Origin of the sequence: Ruegeria sp. HKCCA5929, from assembly GCF_013034525.1 — a bacterium.
Lineage (GTDB): Bacteria > Pseudomonadota > Alphaproteobacteria > Rhodobacterales > Rhodobacteraceae > Ruegeria.
The window spans coordinates 646,812-660,913 of sequence record NZ_WQGE01000002.1; the positions used below are offsets into that span (position 1 = coordinate 646,812).

At 57.7% G+C, this 14,102-nt stretch carries 18 protein-coding genes and 1 riboswitch; of the genes, 11 read left to right on the forward strand and 7 right to left on the reverse strand.

All coding sequences use genetic code 11. The features are described 5' to 3' along the window. Positions 1–18 precede the first annotated feature (18 nt). Complete coding sequence (locus GOV90_RS07955) at positions 19–462, forward strand: cytochrome c family protein (RefSeq protein WP_171093025.1); 444 nt, start codon at positions 19–21, stop codon at positions 460–462. Between the two features lie 22 nt (positions 463–484). Here GOV90_RS07955 and GOV90_RS07960 read toward each other — a convergent pair whose 3' ends face one another. Both GOV90_RS07960 and GOV90_RS07965 read right to left on the reverse strand, forming a co-directional pair. Beyond that, positions 485–1,093 carry a glutathione S-transferase gene (locus GOV90_RS07960; protein WP_171093023.1) on the reverse strand — a complete coding sequence of 203 codons (609 nt, stop codon included), beginning with the start codon at positions 1,091–1,093 and terminating at the stop codon, positions 485–487. Between the two features lie 70 nt (positions 1,094–1,163). Beyond that, positions 1,164–1,778 (reverse strand): FMN-binding negative transcriptional regulator, encoded by a 615-nt coding sequence (locus tag GOV90_RS07965; RefSeq protein WP_171093021.1) that lies wholly within the window; start codon positions 1,776–1,778, stop codon positions 1,164–1,166. A 54-nt stretch (positions 1,779–1,832) separates the two neighbouring features. Then, positions 1,833–2,033: riboswitch (FMN riboswitch) on the forward strand. Positions 2,034–2,104: 71 nt separating this feature from the next. Here GOV90_RS07965 and GOV90_RS07970 point away from each other — a divergent pair. The 5 genes from GOV90_RS07970 to cobO all read left to right on the forward strand — a co-directional run bounded on the left by GOV90_RS07970 (position 2,105) and on the right by cobO (position 6,054). Beyond that, complete coding sequence (locus GOV90_RS07970) at positions 2,105–2,545, forward strand: 6,7-dimethyl-8-ribityllumazine synthase (protein WP_171093019.1); 441 nt, start codon at positions 2,105–2,107, stop codon at positions 2,543–2,545. A gap of 125 nt (positions 2,546–2,670) precedes the next feature. Continuing rightward, the gene (gene aroC / locus GOV90_RS07975; protein WP_171093017.1) at positions 2,671–3,771 is read left to right on the forward strand and encodes a chorismate synthase; all 1,101 of its coding nucleotides are present in this window, start codon (positions 2,671–2,673) and stop codon (positions 3,769–3,771) included. After that, positions 3,755–4,417 (forward strand): HD domain-containing protein, encoded by a 663-nt coding sequence (locus GOV90_RS07980; RefSeq protein ID WP_171093015.1) that lies wholly within the window; start codon positions 3,755–3,757, stop codon positions 4,415–4,417. Before aroC ends, GOV90_RS07980 begins: the two co-directional genes overlap by 17 nt. 45 nt (positions 4,418–4,462) lie before the next feature. Then, on the forward strand, positions 4,463–5,398 hold the full coding sequence (locus GOV90_RS07985; RefSeq protein ID WP_171093012.1) for a DMT family transporter: 936 nt from the start codon (positions 4,463–4,465) through the stop codon (positions 5,396–5,398). Between the two features lie 56 nt (positions 5,399–5,454). Then, positions 5,455–6,054 carry a cob(I)yrinic acid a,c-diamide adenosyltransferase gene (gene cobO / locus GOV90_RS07990; RefSeq protein WP_171093010.1) on the forward strand — a complete coding sequence of 200 codons (600 nt, stop codon included), beginning with the start codon at positions 5,455–5,457 and terminating at the stop codon, positions 6,052–6,054. Between the two features lie 35 nt (positions 6,055–6,089). Here the strand turns inward: cobO and GOV90_RS07995 are convergent, their stop codons facing one another. From GOV90_RS07995 to GOV90_RS08015, 5 genes are all read right to left on the reverse strand, one after another. Further along, entirely contained in the window at positions 6,090–6,308 is a 219-nt protein-coding gene (locus GOV90_RS07995) for a hypothetical protein (RefSeq protein ID WP_171093008.1), read from the reverse strand. A 208-nt stretch (positions 6,309–6,516) separates the two neighbouring features. Further along, positions 6,517–8,085 (reverse strand): alkaline phosphatase, encoded by a 1,569-nt coding sequence (locus GOV90_RS08000; RefSeq protein ID WP_171093006.1) that lies wholly within the window; start codon positions 8,083–8,085, stop codon positions 6,517–6,519. A 137-nt stretch (positions 8,086–8,222) separates the two neighbouring features. Further along, positions 8,223–8,588, reverse strand: a complete 366-nt coding sequence (locus GOV90_RS08005; RefSeq protein ID WP_171093004.1) for a hypothetical protein — start codon at positions 8,586–8,588, stop codon at positions 8,223–8,225. A 111-nt stretch (positions 8,589–8,699) separates the two neighbouring features. Further along, positions 8,700–9,650: an AraC family transcriptional regulator gene (locus tag GOV90_RS08010; protein ID WP_171093002.1), complete on the reverse strand. Its 951-nt coding sequence runs from the start codon at positions 9,648–9,650 to the stop codon at positions 8,700–8,702. 106 nt (positions 9,651–9,756) lie between these two features. After that, the gene (locus GOV90_RS08015) at positions 9,757–10,623 is read right to left on the reverse strand and encodes a branched-chain amino acid aminotransferase (RefSeq protein WP_171093000.1); all 867 of its coding nucleotides are present in this window, start codon (positions 10,621–10,623) and stop codon (positions 9,757–9,759) included. A 159-nt stretch (positions 10,624–10,782) separates the two neighbouring features. Between GOV90_RS08015 and GOV90_RS08020 the strand changes: the two genes are divergently transcribed. The 5 genes from GOV90_RS08020 to GOV90_RS08040 all read left to right on the forward strand — a co-directional run bounded on the left by GOV90_RS08020 (position 10,783) and on the right by GOV90_RS08040 (position 14,096). Beyond that, positions 10,783–11,295 carry a MarR family winged helix-turn-helix transcriptional regulator gene (locus GOV90_RS08020; RefSeq protein WP_171092999.1) on the forward strand — a complete coding sequence of 171 codons (513 nt, stop codon included), beginning with the start codon at positions 10,783–10,785 and terminating at the stop codon, positions 11,293–11,295. Then, positions 11,292–11,993 carry a response regulator gene (locus GOV90_RS08025; protein ID WP_171092997.1) on the forward strand — a complete coding sequence of 234 codons (702 nt, stop codon included), beginning with the start codon at positions 11,292–11,294 and terminating at the stop codon, positions 11,991–11,993. Before GOV90_RS08020 ends, GOV90_RS08025 begins: the two co-directional genes overlap by 4 nt. Before the next feature lie 70 nt (positions 11,994–12,063). Then, entirely contained in the window at positions 12,064–12,990 is a 927-nt protein-coding gene (locus GOV90_RS08030; protein ID WP_171092995.1) for a histone deacetylase family protein, read from the forward strand. Continuing rightward, on the forward strand, positions 12,987–13,229 hold the full coding sequence (locus GOV90_RS08035) for an exodeoxyribonuclease VII small subunit (RefSeq protein ID WP_171092993.1): 243 nt from the start codon (positions 12,987–12,989) through the stop codon (positions 13,227–13,229). Before GOV90_RS08030 ends, GOV90_RS08035 begins: the two co-directional genes overlap by 4 nt. Next, positions 13,230–14,096: a polyprenyl synthetase family protein gene (locus tag GOV90_RS08040; protein ID WP_171092991.1), complete on the forward strand. Its 867-nt coding sequence runs from the start codon at positions 13,230–13,232 to the stop codon at positions 14,094–14,096. It begins immediately after the preceding gene. Positions 14,097–14,102: the final 6 nt, after the last annotated feature.

Sequence of the window (14,102 nt, forward strand, 5' to 3'; positions counted from 1 at the left end):
CCTGTCAGGAGACCCCCTATGTCAAAAACCCTGTTGACCACAGCTTTACTTACATTGGTGCTGTCCACTCAGACCCTTGCCGCAGGTGACCCCGAAAAGGGAAAGGCGATGTATAACCGCTGCTCGTCATGCCACGCGATCATCAAAGACGGAAAAGTTCTGGTCAAAGGCGGAATCACCGGGCCGAATCTCTATGGCGTCATCGGACGGGTTGCCGGATCCGAGAATGACTACCGTTATGGCAGCGAACGCCTGCCCATCGGTATGTTCACCGACGACATGATCCGCGCCGGTGAAGAAGGTCTGGTCTGGACCGAAGAAAACATCGCCGCCTATTCCAAAGACCCCATCGGGTTCATCAAGGATTATCTCGACGATGACACCGCCCGCCCGAACATGAGCGTCAAGCTCAAGAAAGGTGCGGAAGATATCGCTGCGTATCTGGCGACGTTCAGCCAATAACGCAGACGCGGCTGCGGATGCTTTAGCCCTGAGGGCGGGTGGCCACCATGCTGGGCCGCTCGCCAAATTCCGCAAACCACTTGGCAAGCGCGTCGTTACCCTTGCGCCACCCCCGTGCATCGTGGCGCAGATCCAGATAGCCCAGCGCACAGCCGACGGCGACCTGCCCCATATCCAACGGGCCCGACAAATGCGCCATCCACCGTTGGTTCAGTACAGCACAGGCCCGGTCAATCTTGACCCACTGCGATTCAATCCAGGCATCCCACTTTTTGTCATCGGGACGCAGGCGGTCTTCGTAAGTCATCAAAAGGGCTGCATCCAGAATGCCGTCAGCAAGCGCTTCGAGTGTCAGAACATCCCAGCGACCTGCGCCCTCGGGATACAGCTTTCCACCAGCACGGGCATCCAGAAACGCACAGATTACCCGGCTGTCGAACAAGGTAGGCCCGTCCGGGCGCTCCAGCGCTGGAACTTTTGTCAACGGTGCTTTGCTAACCAGGGGCTCAGCCGGTGAGATCGGTGTGCCGGCCACGGTCTCCAGCTCAACATCTTCAAGCTGATCTGTTTCATGCAGCAATACCATGACTTTGCGAACATAGGGCGAGGTCAGACTGTGGTAGAGTTTCATCGGCAGGCTCCCTGTTTGCGCCGACCTTACAGGAGGTCCACAAAAACGAAAGCCCACACTTCGCCGACGGCTAGGCGTTGCGCATCAACTCTTGCAGAACACTCAATTCGGACCCGATCCCCGACGACGCAACCTGTTCAGACGCCCGCAAGCGCACATCATCAGGCTTGTTCTGGCTTAACTTCCAAGTGCCCTGAACATCCTCGACATGCATTCGACACGGCACGATCATCCGCATCATCTTGGTCAAAGCCTCATCTGACATCTTTCCTGTGGCCCATGGAGGTTTAGGTTGCAGGCGCTCTTCATAGAAGGCCGATTGCCGGTTCAACAGATCCAACAGCTCCTCCTGCGGGCGCAGCTCTAGCTGCCCGGTCAAATGCACGGCCACATAATTCCAGGTTGGAACCTGATCCTCCACCTCGTACCAATCCGGCGAGATATACCCATCCGGCCCCTGCACCGCGATCTTCACCGCTTTCGGCGCATCCAAGGCGCGCACGATGGGATTTGAGCGGACAAGATGAAGTTCAGCCACCAGACCATCTTCGGACAGAAGAAACGGCACATGGCTCAACAGTGGGGCACCATCTGTCGACAAGGCCAAAACACCGAATCCTCGTTCACGGGCGAACGCAATATGGCGCGCGCGGTCTTCGGCGCGAAAGGCGGGGTTGGGGTGCATGGTGATCCTCCTGCCAAATCTCTTGCAGACCAGACCCAAGATATGCAAGGTCCGTCTTGTTCTCAGGGCGGGGCGGAATTCCCCACCGGCGGTATGCGGGCGACGACCCGTAAGCCCGCGAGCGGCCCAGACGTGTCCACGATCCGAAGAGCGGCAACCGGTTTTCGGACAAAGTGTGGAAGCGCCAAAGGGTGTCAAGCAGATCTGGTGAGAGGCCAGAGCCGACGGTTACAGTCCGGATGAAAGAGAACGTGCAACACGCCGGCAATCGGCGTGCTTGCTCGTGATCGCCTTGGGTGACGTGTCTGTTGCGAAAGGAGATCATAATGACACACACCCGCTACGCTTTTGTCAAAGCCAACTGGCATTCCGATATCGTCGACCGCGCGCTTGACGGCTTCCTCGAACGCATCCCCGCCGAGCAGGTCGAAGTCTACGACGTCCCGGGCGCGTTCGAAATGCCCCTGTTAGCGCGCGACCTGGCCCAAACAGGCAAATACGCCGCCGTGGCATGCGCGGCATTTGTTGTGGATGGCGGCATCTACCGCCACGATTTCGTCGCGCAGGCCGTGGTTGATGGCCTGATGCGCGCCGGACTGGACACGGGCGTTCCTGTCCTGTCGGTCTCGCTGACACCACACCAGTATCAGGAAACCGACCACCACAACGCGATCTACCGCGACCATTTCGTTCAGAAAGGGCGCGAAGCGGCTCAGGCCGCACTGATGATCACGGATACCCGCGAGAAAGTCGCGCAGGCCGCCTAAGCTTCATCTTTTCAAAAATACTCAAATGCGCCGCCCACCGGGCGGCGTTCACGGCATCTAAGACCAAATCCGCTTGAGGCCGGGGGCCTTGCCCGCTAATCACAACCCGCAAAGGAGCACGCCCCATGTCGATGAACAGCTTTGGACACCTCTTCCGCATCACCACCTGGGGCGAAAGCCATGGTCCCGCATTAGGCGCGACGGTCGACGGCTGCCCTCCGGGCGTTCAAATCGACGAAGCCATGATCCAGCACTGGCTGGACAAGCGCAAACCGGGGCAGAACAAATTCACAACCCAACGGCGCGAACCCGATCAGGTGAAAATCCTGTCCGGCGTGTTCGAAGGCCAGACCACCGGCACACCGGTGCAGTTGATGATCGAGAATACCGATCAGCGGTCAAAAGACTACGGCGACATCATGGACAAGTTCCGTCCGGGCCACGCCGATATCACCTATTGGCAGAAATATGGCATCCGCGACTATCGCGGTGGCGGACGCAGCTCAGCGCGGGAAACCGCATCGCGTGTTGCTGCCGGAGGGCTGGCGCGAGAGGCGATCAAACAGATCGCGCCGAATGTACAAATCACCGGTTATATGACGCAAATCGGACCGCACAAAATCAACCGTGCGAACTTTGACTGGTCTCAGATCGAAAAGAACCCGTTCTGGACACCTGATGCACAAGCCGCCGAGGACTGGGCCGCTTATTTGGACGATCTGCGCAAGTCCGGTAACTCGGTCGGCGCGGTGGTCGAGGTCGTGGCACGCGGTGTTCCAGCAGGAATCGGAGCGCCCGTATACGCCAAGTTAGACACTGATCTGGCCGCTTCGATGATGTCCATCAACGCCGTCAAAGGTGTCGAAATTGGCGAAGGCATGGCGGCCGCTGAACTGACCGGCGAAGCCAACGCGGATGAGATCTTCATGGGCCAGAACGGCCCGCAATACAGCTCGAATCACGCCGGTGGCATTCTGGGTGGTATCTCGACCGGGCAGGACATCGTGGTACGCTTTGCCGTGAAGCCTACGTCGTCGATCCTGACCACACGCAAGACGATCACCAAGTCAGGCGAAGAAACCGAGATCATCACCAAAGGCCGCCATGACCCCTGCGTCGGCATCCGCGCGGTTCCGGTGGGTGAGGCGATGATGGCCTGCGTGATCCTCGACCACCTGCTTCTGCATCGCGGTCAGATCGGAGAGAATCGTGGACGGATCGGCTGATCTGCGCACGCGCCTGCGTGCGGTGGTCGCGCATCGCATGGAAACGGATCCAGCCCATGATCTGGCCCATCTGGATCGGGTCTGGACCAATGCTCAGGCCATCGCAGATGATCAAACCGATATGTCCGTGCTGCTGGCCGCAAGTTATCTGCATGATCTGGTAAATCTGCCAAAGGATGATCCAGACCGGCATCTGGCATCTCGCAAATCCGCAGTGGAATCAGAGCCTATTCTGAAGGATTTGGGGTATAACTCGAACCAGATCCGCGCCATCCAGCACGCAATAGAAGCCCATAGTTTCTCGGCCAATATTGCTCCAAAAACGGCCGAGGCACGCATCCTGCGCGATGCGGATCGGCTTGATGCTTTGGGCGCCATAGGCATCGCCCGAAACTTTTCCGTTTCAGGTGCTTTGGGGCGCACTTTGTATGACGCGGCAGATCCCTTTGCCCAAAACCGGCCTTTGGACGACCTGCATTTCTCGCTCGACCATTGGAAAGTCAAACTGCTGGGGCTGCCGGGCGACATGCTGACACAGACCGGCAGACAGATTGCGGAACAACGCACCACGCGTATGATCCGTTTTCTTGAAGAATTCGCCGAGGAAATCGGCAATTCTCTGCCTCAATCCTGGGTGAATGACTAAACCCACCCGTTGATCTTTGTCCGCCAAAGGCGCAGGTTCGCGCCGATGACAAAACCCTTAACATCGCATCGACCTCTGCTGGCTGTGACGCTGAAACTGGGCGCGCTGTTCCTGTTCACGTCGATGTCCGCCTTGGTCAAAGCTTTATCGGATGAATTCCCACCGGGCCAATTGGTGTTCTTTCGGTCCCTGTTCGCGATTCCCGTCATCATTCTTTGGCTCATCGCGCGCGGGGAATTATCCAAGGGGTTTGTGGTCAAAAAACCCATGGGCCATTTCTGGCGCGGCGTTCTGGGCACCAGCGCCATGGGGCTTACCTTTACCGGCCTAAGCCTGCTGCCCCTGCCCGAGGTAACGGCAATAGGCTACGCCACACCGATCTTCACTCTGATTCTGGCTGCAGTGATGCTGGGCGAACGCATCCGTCTGATCCGTATCGGCGCGGTGGCTCTTGGTCTGCTGGGGGTCCTGATCATGATTTGGCCGCGCCTGGGCACCACTGAAATGGAGGTTGCAGCCACCATTGGTGCGCTATGCGTTTTGGGAGCCACCATCGCGCGCGCCTTTGTGCAGATTCATATCCGGCAGCTTGTCAAAGTCGATCACCCGGCTGCGATCGTCTTCTATTTCTCGATGACCGCAACCTTACTGTCGGCGCTGACCGCGTTCTGGGGATGGTCGATGCCAACACTGAATCAGGCTCTAATACTGATCATGATGGGCCTGATTGGTGGTGTTGCACAGATTTTGGTGACGTCCTCTTATCGCTTTGGTCAGGCTTCGATGCTGGCACCTTATGATTATGCGACCATGCTGTTTGCGATTGTGATTGGCTATGTCTGGTTCGACGAACTGCCAACACTTGCTATCCTGATTGGGGCCGCTTTGGTCATCGCAGGTAATGTCGTTGTGATCTGGCGCGAACACCAGTTGGGGCTCGAGCGCGGCAAGGCCCGGTCGGTCACAGACCCAAAAGCGTGACTTTACCTTTTGTAATCTTCCCCTAGGTTGGGCCGGACAGTCAAAGAGGTTCCCCCATGAGCGACGCGCAGGATCACAAGGAAAAGATGCAGCAGGTGCAAGCCAAGCACCGCAAGAAAGTGTCCGAGGCAGTGGACCCTGGCCGCGGTCTGGTTCTGATCAACACAGGCAAGGGCAAGGGCAAGTCATCCGCCGCTTTTGGCGTGGTTATCCGCGCGCTGGGCTGGGGCCAGAAGGTCGCCGTGGTGCAGTTCATCAAGGGTAAGTGGAAAACAGGCGAGCGCCGCTTCTTTGAGGAACGCGATCTGGTGACATGGCACACGATGGGCGAAGGTTTCACCTGGGACACGCAGGATCGCGAACGCGACATCGCTGCTGCAAACGCCGCCTTCGACAAGGCGCGCGCCCTGATGTCCAGCGGCGAATATGATCTGGTTGTGCTGGACGAGGTCAACATCGCGTTGCGGTACGAGTATCTGTCTGTAGACCAAGTCATCGACGGCCTGAACGCGCGGTCGGACAAGACCAGCGTGTTCCTGACGGGCCGCGACGCGCCCCAAGCCCTGCGTGACTATGCCGATCTTGTGACCGAAATGACTGAGGAAAAGCACCCTTTCCAAACGGGGATCAAGGCCCAGCGCGGCGTGGATTTTTGATAGGTAAATGACGTGGGCTTGTTGGCCCGCTTCACTCAGCCAAAACGGCTCAGAGTCATTTCAACAATCTCTCGAAGCGAGGCGCGCGGGGTAAGGTCGTTAGGTTTTGATCTTACAGGTGGCATCGCTTCGGTTTGTTTGCGGCGCGGCTTTCGACAGTCGACATAGGCGCAATAGTCACTGTCGCAACAGGTGCATCCACATGCAGTCAACGCATCATGGCGTGCCATAATTTCATCTAGCGACTCGCTCATTTTAGCCTCGTTCTGTTTAGACAGATTCGTTTCCGGAGCGGCGGCAAGCTATCACCAATGTCATGCTAAACCTGCAAACCACCCCGAAACCATGAGCTTGATGGTACACCATCTGGCGTTGAGCATAATCTGACTATTTAAGTCGGGATTTTCAAGCCCTAAAACACCCCGAGGATTTCTCGGGGTGCAAACATGTCCTTACAAGAAATCAGAGCGCGCGATTCTGCGGGTCCAATGTTACTGACCAGAGTTCGGTATCTGCCCGGTCCATCAGCCGAACCGTCATCTGTTCGGTCGCGCCGTCAATGTCCACCAGACCAAAGAACTGCAGCCCTTCGCTGGGCGGAAGGTTTACCCCCTGCCCTTCGGCGGGCGCTTTGACGTATTTGACCTCAGGTCCGAAGGTGCCGTCCAGGGTGTTTGGACCAAATGTCCCTGCGTGCAGCGGACCCGAAACAAACTCCCAAAACGGCTCGAAATCCTGAAATTGTGCTTTGTTAGGGTCATAGTAGTGCGCAGCGGTGTAGTGGACATCCGCGGTGAACCAGACCGTGTTGGTGATGCCAGCCGTTTTGATGAAACGCAGCAGGTCCGCGATCTCCAACTCACGCCCCTTGGCCGGCCCGCTATCGCCGTTCGAAATTGCCTCTGCTCCGGCCTGTTCCTTCCAGTTGTCCCAGACGATCAATCCGATTGGCATGTCCGAGGCAATCACCTTCCAAGTCGCTTGAGATCCTGCCAGCTCTTGCTTGAGCCATGCCAGTTGTTCCGCGCCCAGAATGCGGGACTGATCCGTGATTTCATCCTCCATCGACGGGCCGTTCGGTCCACGATAGCTACGCAGGTCCAGGAAGAAGACGTCCAGCATCGGACCATAGGAAATCTTGCGATACACACGCCCTGGCTCTGCCGGCGTAATGCGCAACGGTGTCATCTCATGGAAAGCACGTCCGGCGCGGGACTGAAGAATATGCACTGACTTCTCGGTATACCGGTCATCGGAAATCAGGTCTTTCGCGTCGGACCAGTTGTTCACAACCTCATGGTCATCCCACTGGAAAAAGGTCGGACAAACGGCGTTCATGGCCTGCACATGCTCGTCCATCATGTTGTATTTCCACTGGGCGCGGAACTCGTCCAGTGTTTCGGCCACCTTGCGTTTCTCGTCGATCAGGGTTGTGTTCTTCCAGATCAATTGGCCGTCTTTCTCGACCTCATCCTGCATAGGACCGTCGGCATAGACGGTATCACCAGAATGGATGAAGAAGTCCGGCTTGTGCTGCGCCATGGTCGCGTAGGTGCGCATACCTTCGTCATCAATACCCCATCCCTGGCCGGCGGTGTCACCCGACCAGGCAAAGCGAATGGTGCGGCGCGAGGTCGGTGCAGTGCGGAATTGACCTATAATAGGCTCTGATATTGTGTTGATGTCACTCAGATCGGCAGCAACGAACCGGTAGAAAATGTCCTGTTCCGATGGCAGCCCCTCGACCAGACGTTTGACAGCAAAATCGCTGTTGGGGATGGCATCCATCGGCGGGAGTTTTCGGGCATCTGCGAAGCTTTCTGTGGTTGATACTTCCATCATCACGCGAGAGGGGCGATCCGTGCGGGTCCAGATCATGCCCGATGTCGTATCGACGTCACCGGACTGAACGCCGTGTGTGAACACAGGGCGCGATCCGGCGCGGCTGATGGCTGGCATGGCCAGTGAAGCGGCAAAGGCAGTGCTGCCTGCCAGAAACGAACGACGGTTTGGGCGTAGGATCTTGGTCATAGTAAGGCTCTCCTGTCTGGTGATCGATTCTCCGACCACGCGATTGGTGCGCCGATATGAGCCGCCAGTTTGTAAAACCCGCGGCTCAGTTTCTTGACAGTATCATGATGATACCATGACAGATGTGGATAACGTCGTCAGGCAGCGACGTCCTGCTCGGGCGCACTGAGCGAGATGACAAGCACCACAGCCGCACCGTTCAACCAGTAAAACGCCGCATCCATACCCGTGAAACCAAAGATACTGGGTGCAAACAGAAAGGTGACGCCAACCAGCAAGTCCACCGCCAGATGAAACCTGTAGGGCAGAACGCGCCAGATCCCCAGATGGTGATCGGTCAGAACCGTCAGAACAAAGGCGGCCACCCCGGTTGCAACAGACAACCACAGGGCCAGCGGATTGGACTGACCCAGCCCCAGAAGGAACGGCAAGGTCATCAGGGCAACGGCGACCGGGTAATCCAGATACGCGTGGACAGAACGTTTAACAAAACGAAGGGACATAAGATTTTCCTTTCCTCAATCAGTGATGAAAGGAAGCTAATCTGGTGATCCCGGACGCTGAATTCCTGAACGTTTCTGATTTCATGCAGATCGTTCGGAAATTTTGGTGTATCAGTGCATCGCCCTGTATGCAGCCGGTGACAGACCAACCTGCTTTTTGAATACGCGCGAGAACGCGGCTTCCGAGGCGTATCCGACTTCTGCTGCGGCATCAGCCACGTTCCAGCGTGCCTCCGTCAGACCATGGCAGGCGATCTGCATCCGCCAGTCTGTGAGGTATTGCATCGGCGTCGTTCCCATTTTCTCGGCAAAAAGCTGAGCAAAGGCAGTGCGTGACATACCGGCCTCTCGCGCCAAAGATGCGACGCTCCAATCCTCGGCCGGGGCTTGATGGAACGCGGTCAACGCCCGCGAGATGCGCAGATCGGCAAACCCGGCCAAAGCTGAATCCTGTGGACTCTGACGCTCCAGATAGACCCGAATTGCCTGCGCGAACAGCACCTCGGACAATTTCATCGCGATCAGGTCGCCGCCAATTTTCGCGCCCGAGACCTCGGAACCGATCATACGCAGGGTCGATTCCATCCAGGCCCCGGACTCCTCTCCGTAGTTTTCGATCAGGATGTAGGGCGGCAGACGGTCGATCAGCATATGCCCAGTGCCCTTCCGCCCGGCTGGACCAGTGAAGGAAAAGTGACCGCAGATCAACTGCGTATCGCGTTCGTCGTCAGGACCGCCGTAAACCAGCACACCGTCGCCTGTGTAGCCTGCCACCTCGAGCACCTGTTCCAAAGGCAACGCATCCAATGGCTTGACCTCGGCACAGAGCAACGCGTGCGGCGCACCGTGGGGAATCAGGATCAAGTCACCCTGCCGCAGCCTCAGTGTCTCGCCAGTCGTCGAGATATGCACCTTAAGCTCACCACGCTGCACAAAATGAAACCGCACCACGTTTTCGTAGCCCGGCACCTGAATGCCGAAGGGCGGTGTGAACGATGTGCGGAAGTAGAACGTGCCGCGCAGGGACAGTCGCGTGAGTATATCGCTAAGCAGATCCAACATGCGCCAAAGATACGCAATACGTGCAAATCGTCCAGCTTACCGGACGATTTGCACAAAGTTTTGCATGTTCTGCAAAGAACCCCCCGCCGAAGCGGGGGGTGAAAGCTTACGAGCGAACCAGCTTTTCGTAGTCTTCCGCAATCTCGCGGGTCAGGTCGCCCACTTCGAATGTATATTCGCCGATCTGCCCCACAGGCGTCACCTCGGCTGCGGTACCGGTCAGCCAGCATTGTTCGAAATCAGCCATCTCTTCTGGCTTGATGCGGCGTTCATGAACGGTGATGCCCTTGTCTTTCAGCATCTGAATGACTGTTTGACGCGTGATGCCATTCAGGAAGCAATCTGCGAGCGGCGTGTGAACCTCTCCATCCTTGACGAAAAAGACATTCGCACCGGTTGCTTCGGCCACATACCCGCGCCAGTCCATGAACAAGGCATCCGAGCATCCCTTGGCTTCGGCTTTGTGCTTCGAGATGGTGCAGATCATGTAAAGACCTGCGGCCTTGGCGTGAACCGGGATGGTTTCAGGGCTGGGGCGTTTCCATTCGGCAATGTCCAGCTTTGCGCCCTGCATCTTTGCATCGCCGTAGTAAGCACCCCAAGACCAAACCGCGACAGCCATGCGCACCGGGTTCTTGGCCGACGCAACTCCCATATCTTCGCCCGAGCCGCGCCAGACCAGAGCACGCACATAGGCGTCTTTCAGACCGCTGGCTTTCAGCGCTTCTTCCTTCGCAGCTTCGATTTCATCGACCGAATAGGGCATAGGCATATCCAGCGCTTCGGCTGAAGCGATCAGACGTTCGGAATGTTCGCGGCTTTTGAATATCTTGCCGTTATAGGCGCGCTCGCCTTCGAATACGGACGACGCATAGTGCATAGCGTGGGTCAGAATATGGACATTGGCCTCACGCCAGGGCACCAGCTTGCCATCCAACCAAATGGTGCCATCACGATCATCATACCCCGCCATGCGAAACCTCCTGAACCGGGTTGAATTTGCGATTGTTGCGCCGCTTAGGTCCGATGCGGACATAATGTTGCGCAAAAACTGCGATTCGATACCGCTCCGCCCTTGGAATGTCAATAAGGCTGACATAAACTCGGCCCAGAGTAACGAATGAGGCGTACCATGTCCGACATCCGCCCTGCCCCGCGTTACGGGGGCGAGAGCCTGTTGTTTTTGACCGATGAGCAATTGAGGCAGGGGATTGAGGCCATGTTCTTCGCCTATCGCGGATTTACCGCAGATCCTGACCGCATCCTGACCGAAATGGCCTATGGCCGCGCTCACCACAGGGCGATCCATTTCATCAACCGCGCGCCGGGCACGACGGTCAACAACTTGTTAGCGATCCTTGGTGTCACAAAACAGTCCCTAAACAGGGTTTTGCGGACCTTAATCGAAGATGGCCTTGTGGAAAGCCGCGTTGGCACAGTGGACAAACGTGAACGCCACCTATTTCTGACAGAGAAGGGACAGGTGCTGGAAACCACTCTGTCCGATGCGCAGCGCGCCCGAATGCGCGCTGCTTACAAGGATGCCGGTCCCGAAGCCGTGGCCGGATTTCGCAAAGTGCTTGAAGCAATGATGGATGCTGATATGCGTCATGCCTATACGAAACTTCGGGATACGACCTCATGAGCGATATGGACGCCCATCTGCTGATTGTTGACGACGACGAGCGCATTCGCGATCTGCTGAAGAAATTCCTGATGCGAAACGGGTTTTTGGTCACGGCGGCACGGGACGCGGCCCATGCGCGGCGGGTCTTGTCCGGTCTGGATTTCGACATGATCATCTTGGACGTAATGATGCCGGGCGAAGATGGTGTCAGCCTGACAAAATCGCTGCGAGAGACACATAGCACCCCCATCCTGCTTCTGACTGCCAAAGGGGAAACCGAACACCGGATTGCAGGGCTTGAGGCCGGGGCGGATGATTATCTGGCGAAGCCGTTCGAGCCAAAGGAACTGCTGCTGCGGATCAACGCCATTCTGCGCCGGATGCCAGAAACACCTGCCGAGGAAACCGCGGCGAAGATCCTCAACCTTGGCCCGATCCGATATGACATCGAGCGGGGCGAGATGTGGCAGGGTGAAGACCCGGTACGTCTGACCGCGACGGAAAGCCAGTTGATGAAAATCTTCTCGGCCCAGCCCGGCGAGCCGATCAGCCGCGCGAAGCTGGTCGAGGATCTGGGGCGCGACAAAGGCCAGGCGCAGGAACGCGCGGTGGACGTACAGATCACGCGCCTGCGGCGCAAGATCGAGCAGGATCCGAAACAGCCCAGGTATCTGCAAACGGTCCGCGGTGCGGGCTATATGCTGGCACCAGATTAAGCGTGCCGCTGCGCGGCGGTTTTGTGCCTTCGGCGAAGGTGTTTTTTAGCCAGATGAACAGGGAACCCCGATGACAACTGCCCTTTTGACCCATGCCGATTGTCTGGGCCATGTGACACCTGACGGTCACCCCGAACGGGTGGCGCGGCTGGAACATATCCTGCACGCCTTGGAAGGGTTGGACCTGAAACGGGTAACAGCGCCATTGGCGGCAGATGACGATCTGCTGCGGGTGCATCCGGAAGGTTACATTCGCGATATTCGATCCACGCGCCCGTCTGAGGGGTTTGCGCAGATTGACGGGGATACGTTCATGTCGCCGGGCTCGGTGGACGCCGCCTATCGTGCTGCGGGTGCTGTTGTCCGGGCCGTTGATCTGGTGCTGAGCGGAGATGTGTCGAACGCGTTCTGCGCCATTCGCCCTCCGGGCCACCATGCTGAAACAGACACTGCAATGGGGTTTTGCTTGTTCGGCAATGCGGCATTGGCCGCGAAACATGCGCTGGACCACCACGGGCTGAACCGTGTCGCCGTTGTCGATTTCGATGTCCATCACGGCAACGGAACACAGGACCTGCTGTGGGATGAAGCGCGCGCGCTGGTTGTTACCAGCCAGCAGATGCCCCTCTGGCCCGGATCGGGACGCACGGATGAGACGGGGGTTCACGATACGGTTCTGAATATCCCGCTGGCTCCGGGTAGCGGCGGGGCCGAGATGCGCGCCGCGTACGAGTCCCAGGCGTTTCCGCGCTTACGGGCGTTCAACCCCGATCTGATTATCATTTCCGCAGGGTTTGACGCCCATCAGGACGACCCGCTGGCCAATCTGAACTGGTCCACCGGCGATTTCGCGTGGATCACAGCCGAGCTGTGCAAGATCGCTGACGAGGTTTGTGACGGTCGTATCGTCTCGACTCTGGAAGGCGGGTATGATCTGAACGCATTGGCCGCGGCCACACGCGCCCATGTGGAAGAATTGATGAAGGCAGCACGATGACCGATACCCCAGTTGAGCAGATGACATTCGAGCAGGCCATGAAAGAGCTTGAGGCCGTTGTGGGCCAGCTTGAACGCGGCGACGTGGCGTTGGATCAGTCGATCGCGCTGTATGAACGCGGTGCGGCCCTGAAGAAACGGTGCGAGGACGAGTTGAAGCGGGCTGAAGAGAAAGTGGCCGCCATCACTCTGGATGCCACGGGGCAGCCCACCGGGACCACGCCTGTCGACGGTCAGTAAATGTTTCGCGAAAGACTGGCGCAGGATGCAGCGCGCATTCAGGCTCACTTTGACCTGATTCTGGGCGCGCTGGACGATATCGACGTCACGCGGGCCATGGCCTATGCAACGCAAGGCGGAAAACGGTTGCGCGGTTTTTTGGTGCAGGAAAGCGCGCGCTTGCATGATGTGGATGAGGGCAGTTCGATCTGGCCCGCAACGGGGATCGAGGCGCTACACGCTTATTCTTTGGTCCATGATGACCTGCCCTGCATGGATGATGATGATCTGCGGCGGGGGCGGCCCACTGTTCACGTGAAATGGAACGAAGGAACCGGGGTGTTGGCCGGCGATGCGTTGCAGACCCTGGCGTTTGAGCTGTGCACTCGACCCGAAGTCGGCGATGCGCAAATTCGTGCAGAATTGGCTCTGACTCTGGCCCAAGCCAGCGGGGCGCAAGGCATGGTTCTGGGTCAGGCGCTGGATATCGCAGCCGAAACAGCGGCTACACCTTTAACACTGGAGCAAATCACCCATCTGCAGGCAGGCAAGACAGGTGCGTTGATCGAATGGTCCGCCTGCGCAGGAGCGCGGTTGGCACAAGCCGATCCGACCCCTCTGCGTGATTATGCCCAAGCTCTTGGACTTGCCTTTCAGATTGCTGACGACATTTTGGATGTTGAAGGTGATGTCGAAAAGGCCGGAAAACGGCTGCAAAAGGACGCCGATGCAGGCAAAGCGACCTTTGTTTCGCTTTTGGGTCTTGAGGCTGCCAAATCCCGCGCGACAGAGCTGGTTGAAACGGCCTGTGCTGCGTTGGATGGGTACGGTGCGTCAGCAGAAACCTTGAAGGACGCCGCCCGCTTCGTTATTGCCCGGGACAGCTAAACCAGG

Coding starts and splice junctions, on each gene's coding strand:
- GOV90_RS08030 (WP_171092995.1), top strand. CDS start 12,064: ATGACAACTGCCCTTTTGACCCATGCCGATTGTCTGGGCCATGTGACA.
- GOV90_RS07970 (WP_171093019.1), top strand. CDS start 2,105: ATGACACACACCCGCTACGCTTTTGTCAAAGCCAACTGGCATTCCGAT.
- GOV90_RS07995 (WP_171093008.1), bottom strand. CDS start 6,308: ATGAGCGAGTCGCTAGATGAAATTATGGCACGCCATGATGCGTTGACT.
- GOV90_RS08005 (WP_171093004.1), bottom strand. CDS start 8,588: ATGTCCCTTCGTTTTGTTAAACGTTCTGTCCACGCGTATCTGGATTAC.
- GOV90_RS08025 (WP_171092997.1), top strand. CDS start 11,292: ATGAGCGATATGGACGCCCATCTGCTGATTGTTGACGACGACGAGCGC.
- GOV90_RS08035 (WP_171092993.1), top strand. CDS start 12,987: ATGACCGATACCCCAGTTGAGCAGATGACATTCGAGCAGGCCATGAAA.
- GOV90_RS07965 (WP_171093021.1), bottom strand. CDS start 1,778: ATGCACCCCAACCCCGCCTTTCGCGCCGAAGACCGCGCGCGCCATATT.
- cobO (WP_171093010.1), top strand. CDS start 5,455: ATGAGCGACGCGCAGGATCACAAGGAAAAGATGCAGCAGGTGCAAGCC.
- GOV90_RS08020 (WP_171092999.1), top strand. CDS start 10,783: ATGTCCGACATCCGCCCTGCCCCGCGTTACGGGGGCGAGAGCCTGTTG.
- GOV90_RS07955 (WP_171093025.1), top strand. CDS start 19: ATGTCAAAAACCCTGTTGACCACAGCTTTACTTACATTGGTGCTGTCC.
- GOV90_RS07985 (WP_171093012.1), top strand. CDS start 4,463: ATGACAAAACCCTTAACATCGCATCGACCTCTGCTGGCTGTGACGCTG.
- aroC (WP_171093017.1), top strand. CDS start 2,671: ATGTCGATGAACAGCTTTGGACACCTCTTCCGCATCACCACCTGGGGC.
- GOV90_RS08000 (WP_171093006.1), bottom strand. CDS start 8,085: ATGACCAAGATCCTACGCCCAAACCGTCGTTCGTTTCTGGCAGGCAGC.
- GOV90_RS08040 (WP_171092991.1), top strand. CDS start 13,230: ATGTTTCGCGAAAGACTGGCGCAGGATGCAGCGCGCATTCAGGCTCAC.
- GOV90_RS08010 (WP_171093002.1), bottom strand. CDS start 9,650: ATGTTGGATCTGCTTAGCGATATACTCACGCGACTGTCCCTGCGCGGC.
- GOV90_RS08015 (WP_171093000.1), bottom strand. CDS start 10,623: ATGGCGGGGTATGATGATCGTGATGGCACCATTTGGTTGGATGGCAAG.
- GOV90_RS07960 (WP_171093023.1), bottom strand. CDS start 1,093: ATGAAACTCTACCACAGTCTGACCTCGCCCTATGTTCGCAAAGTCATG.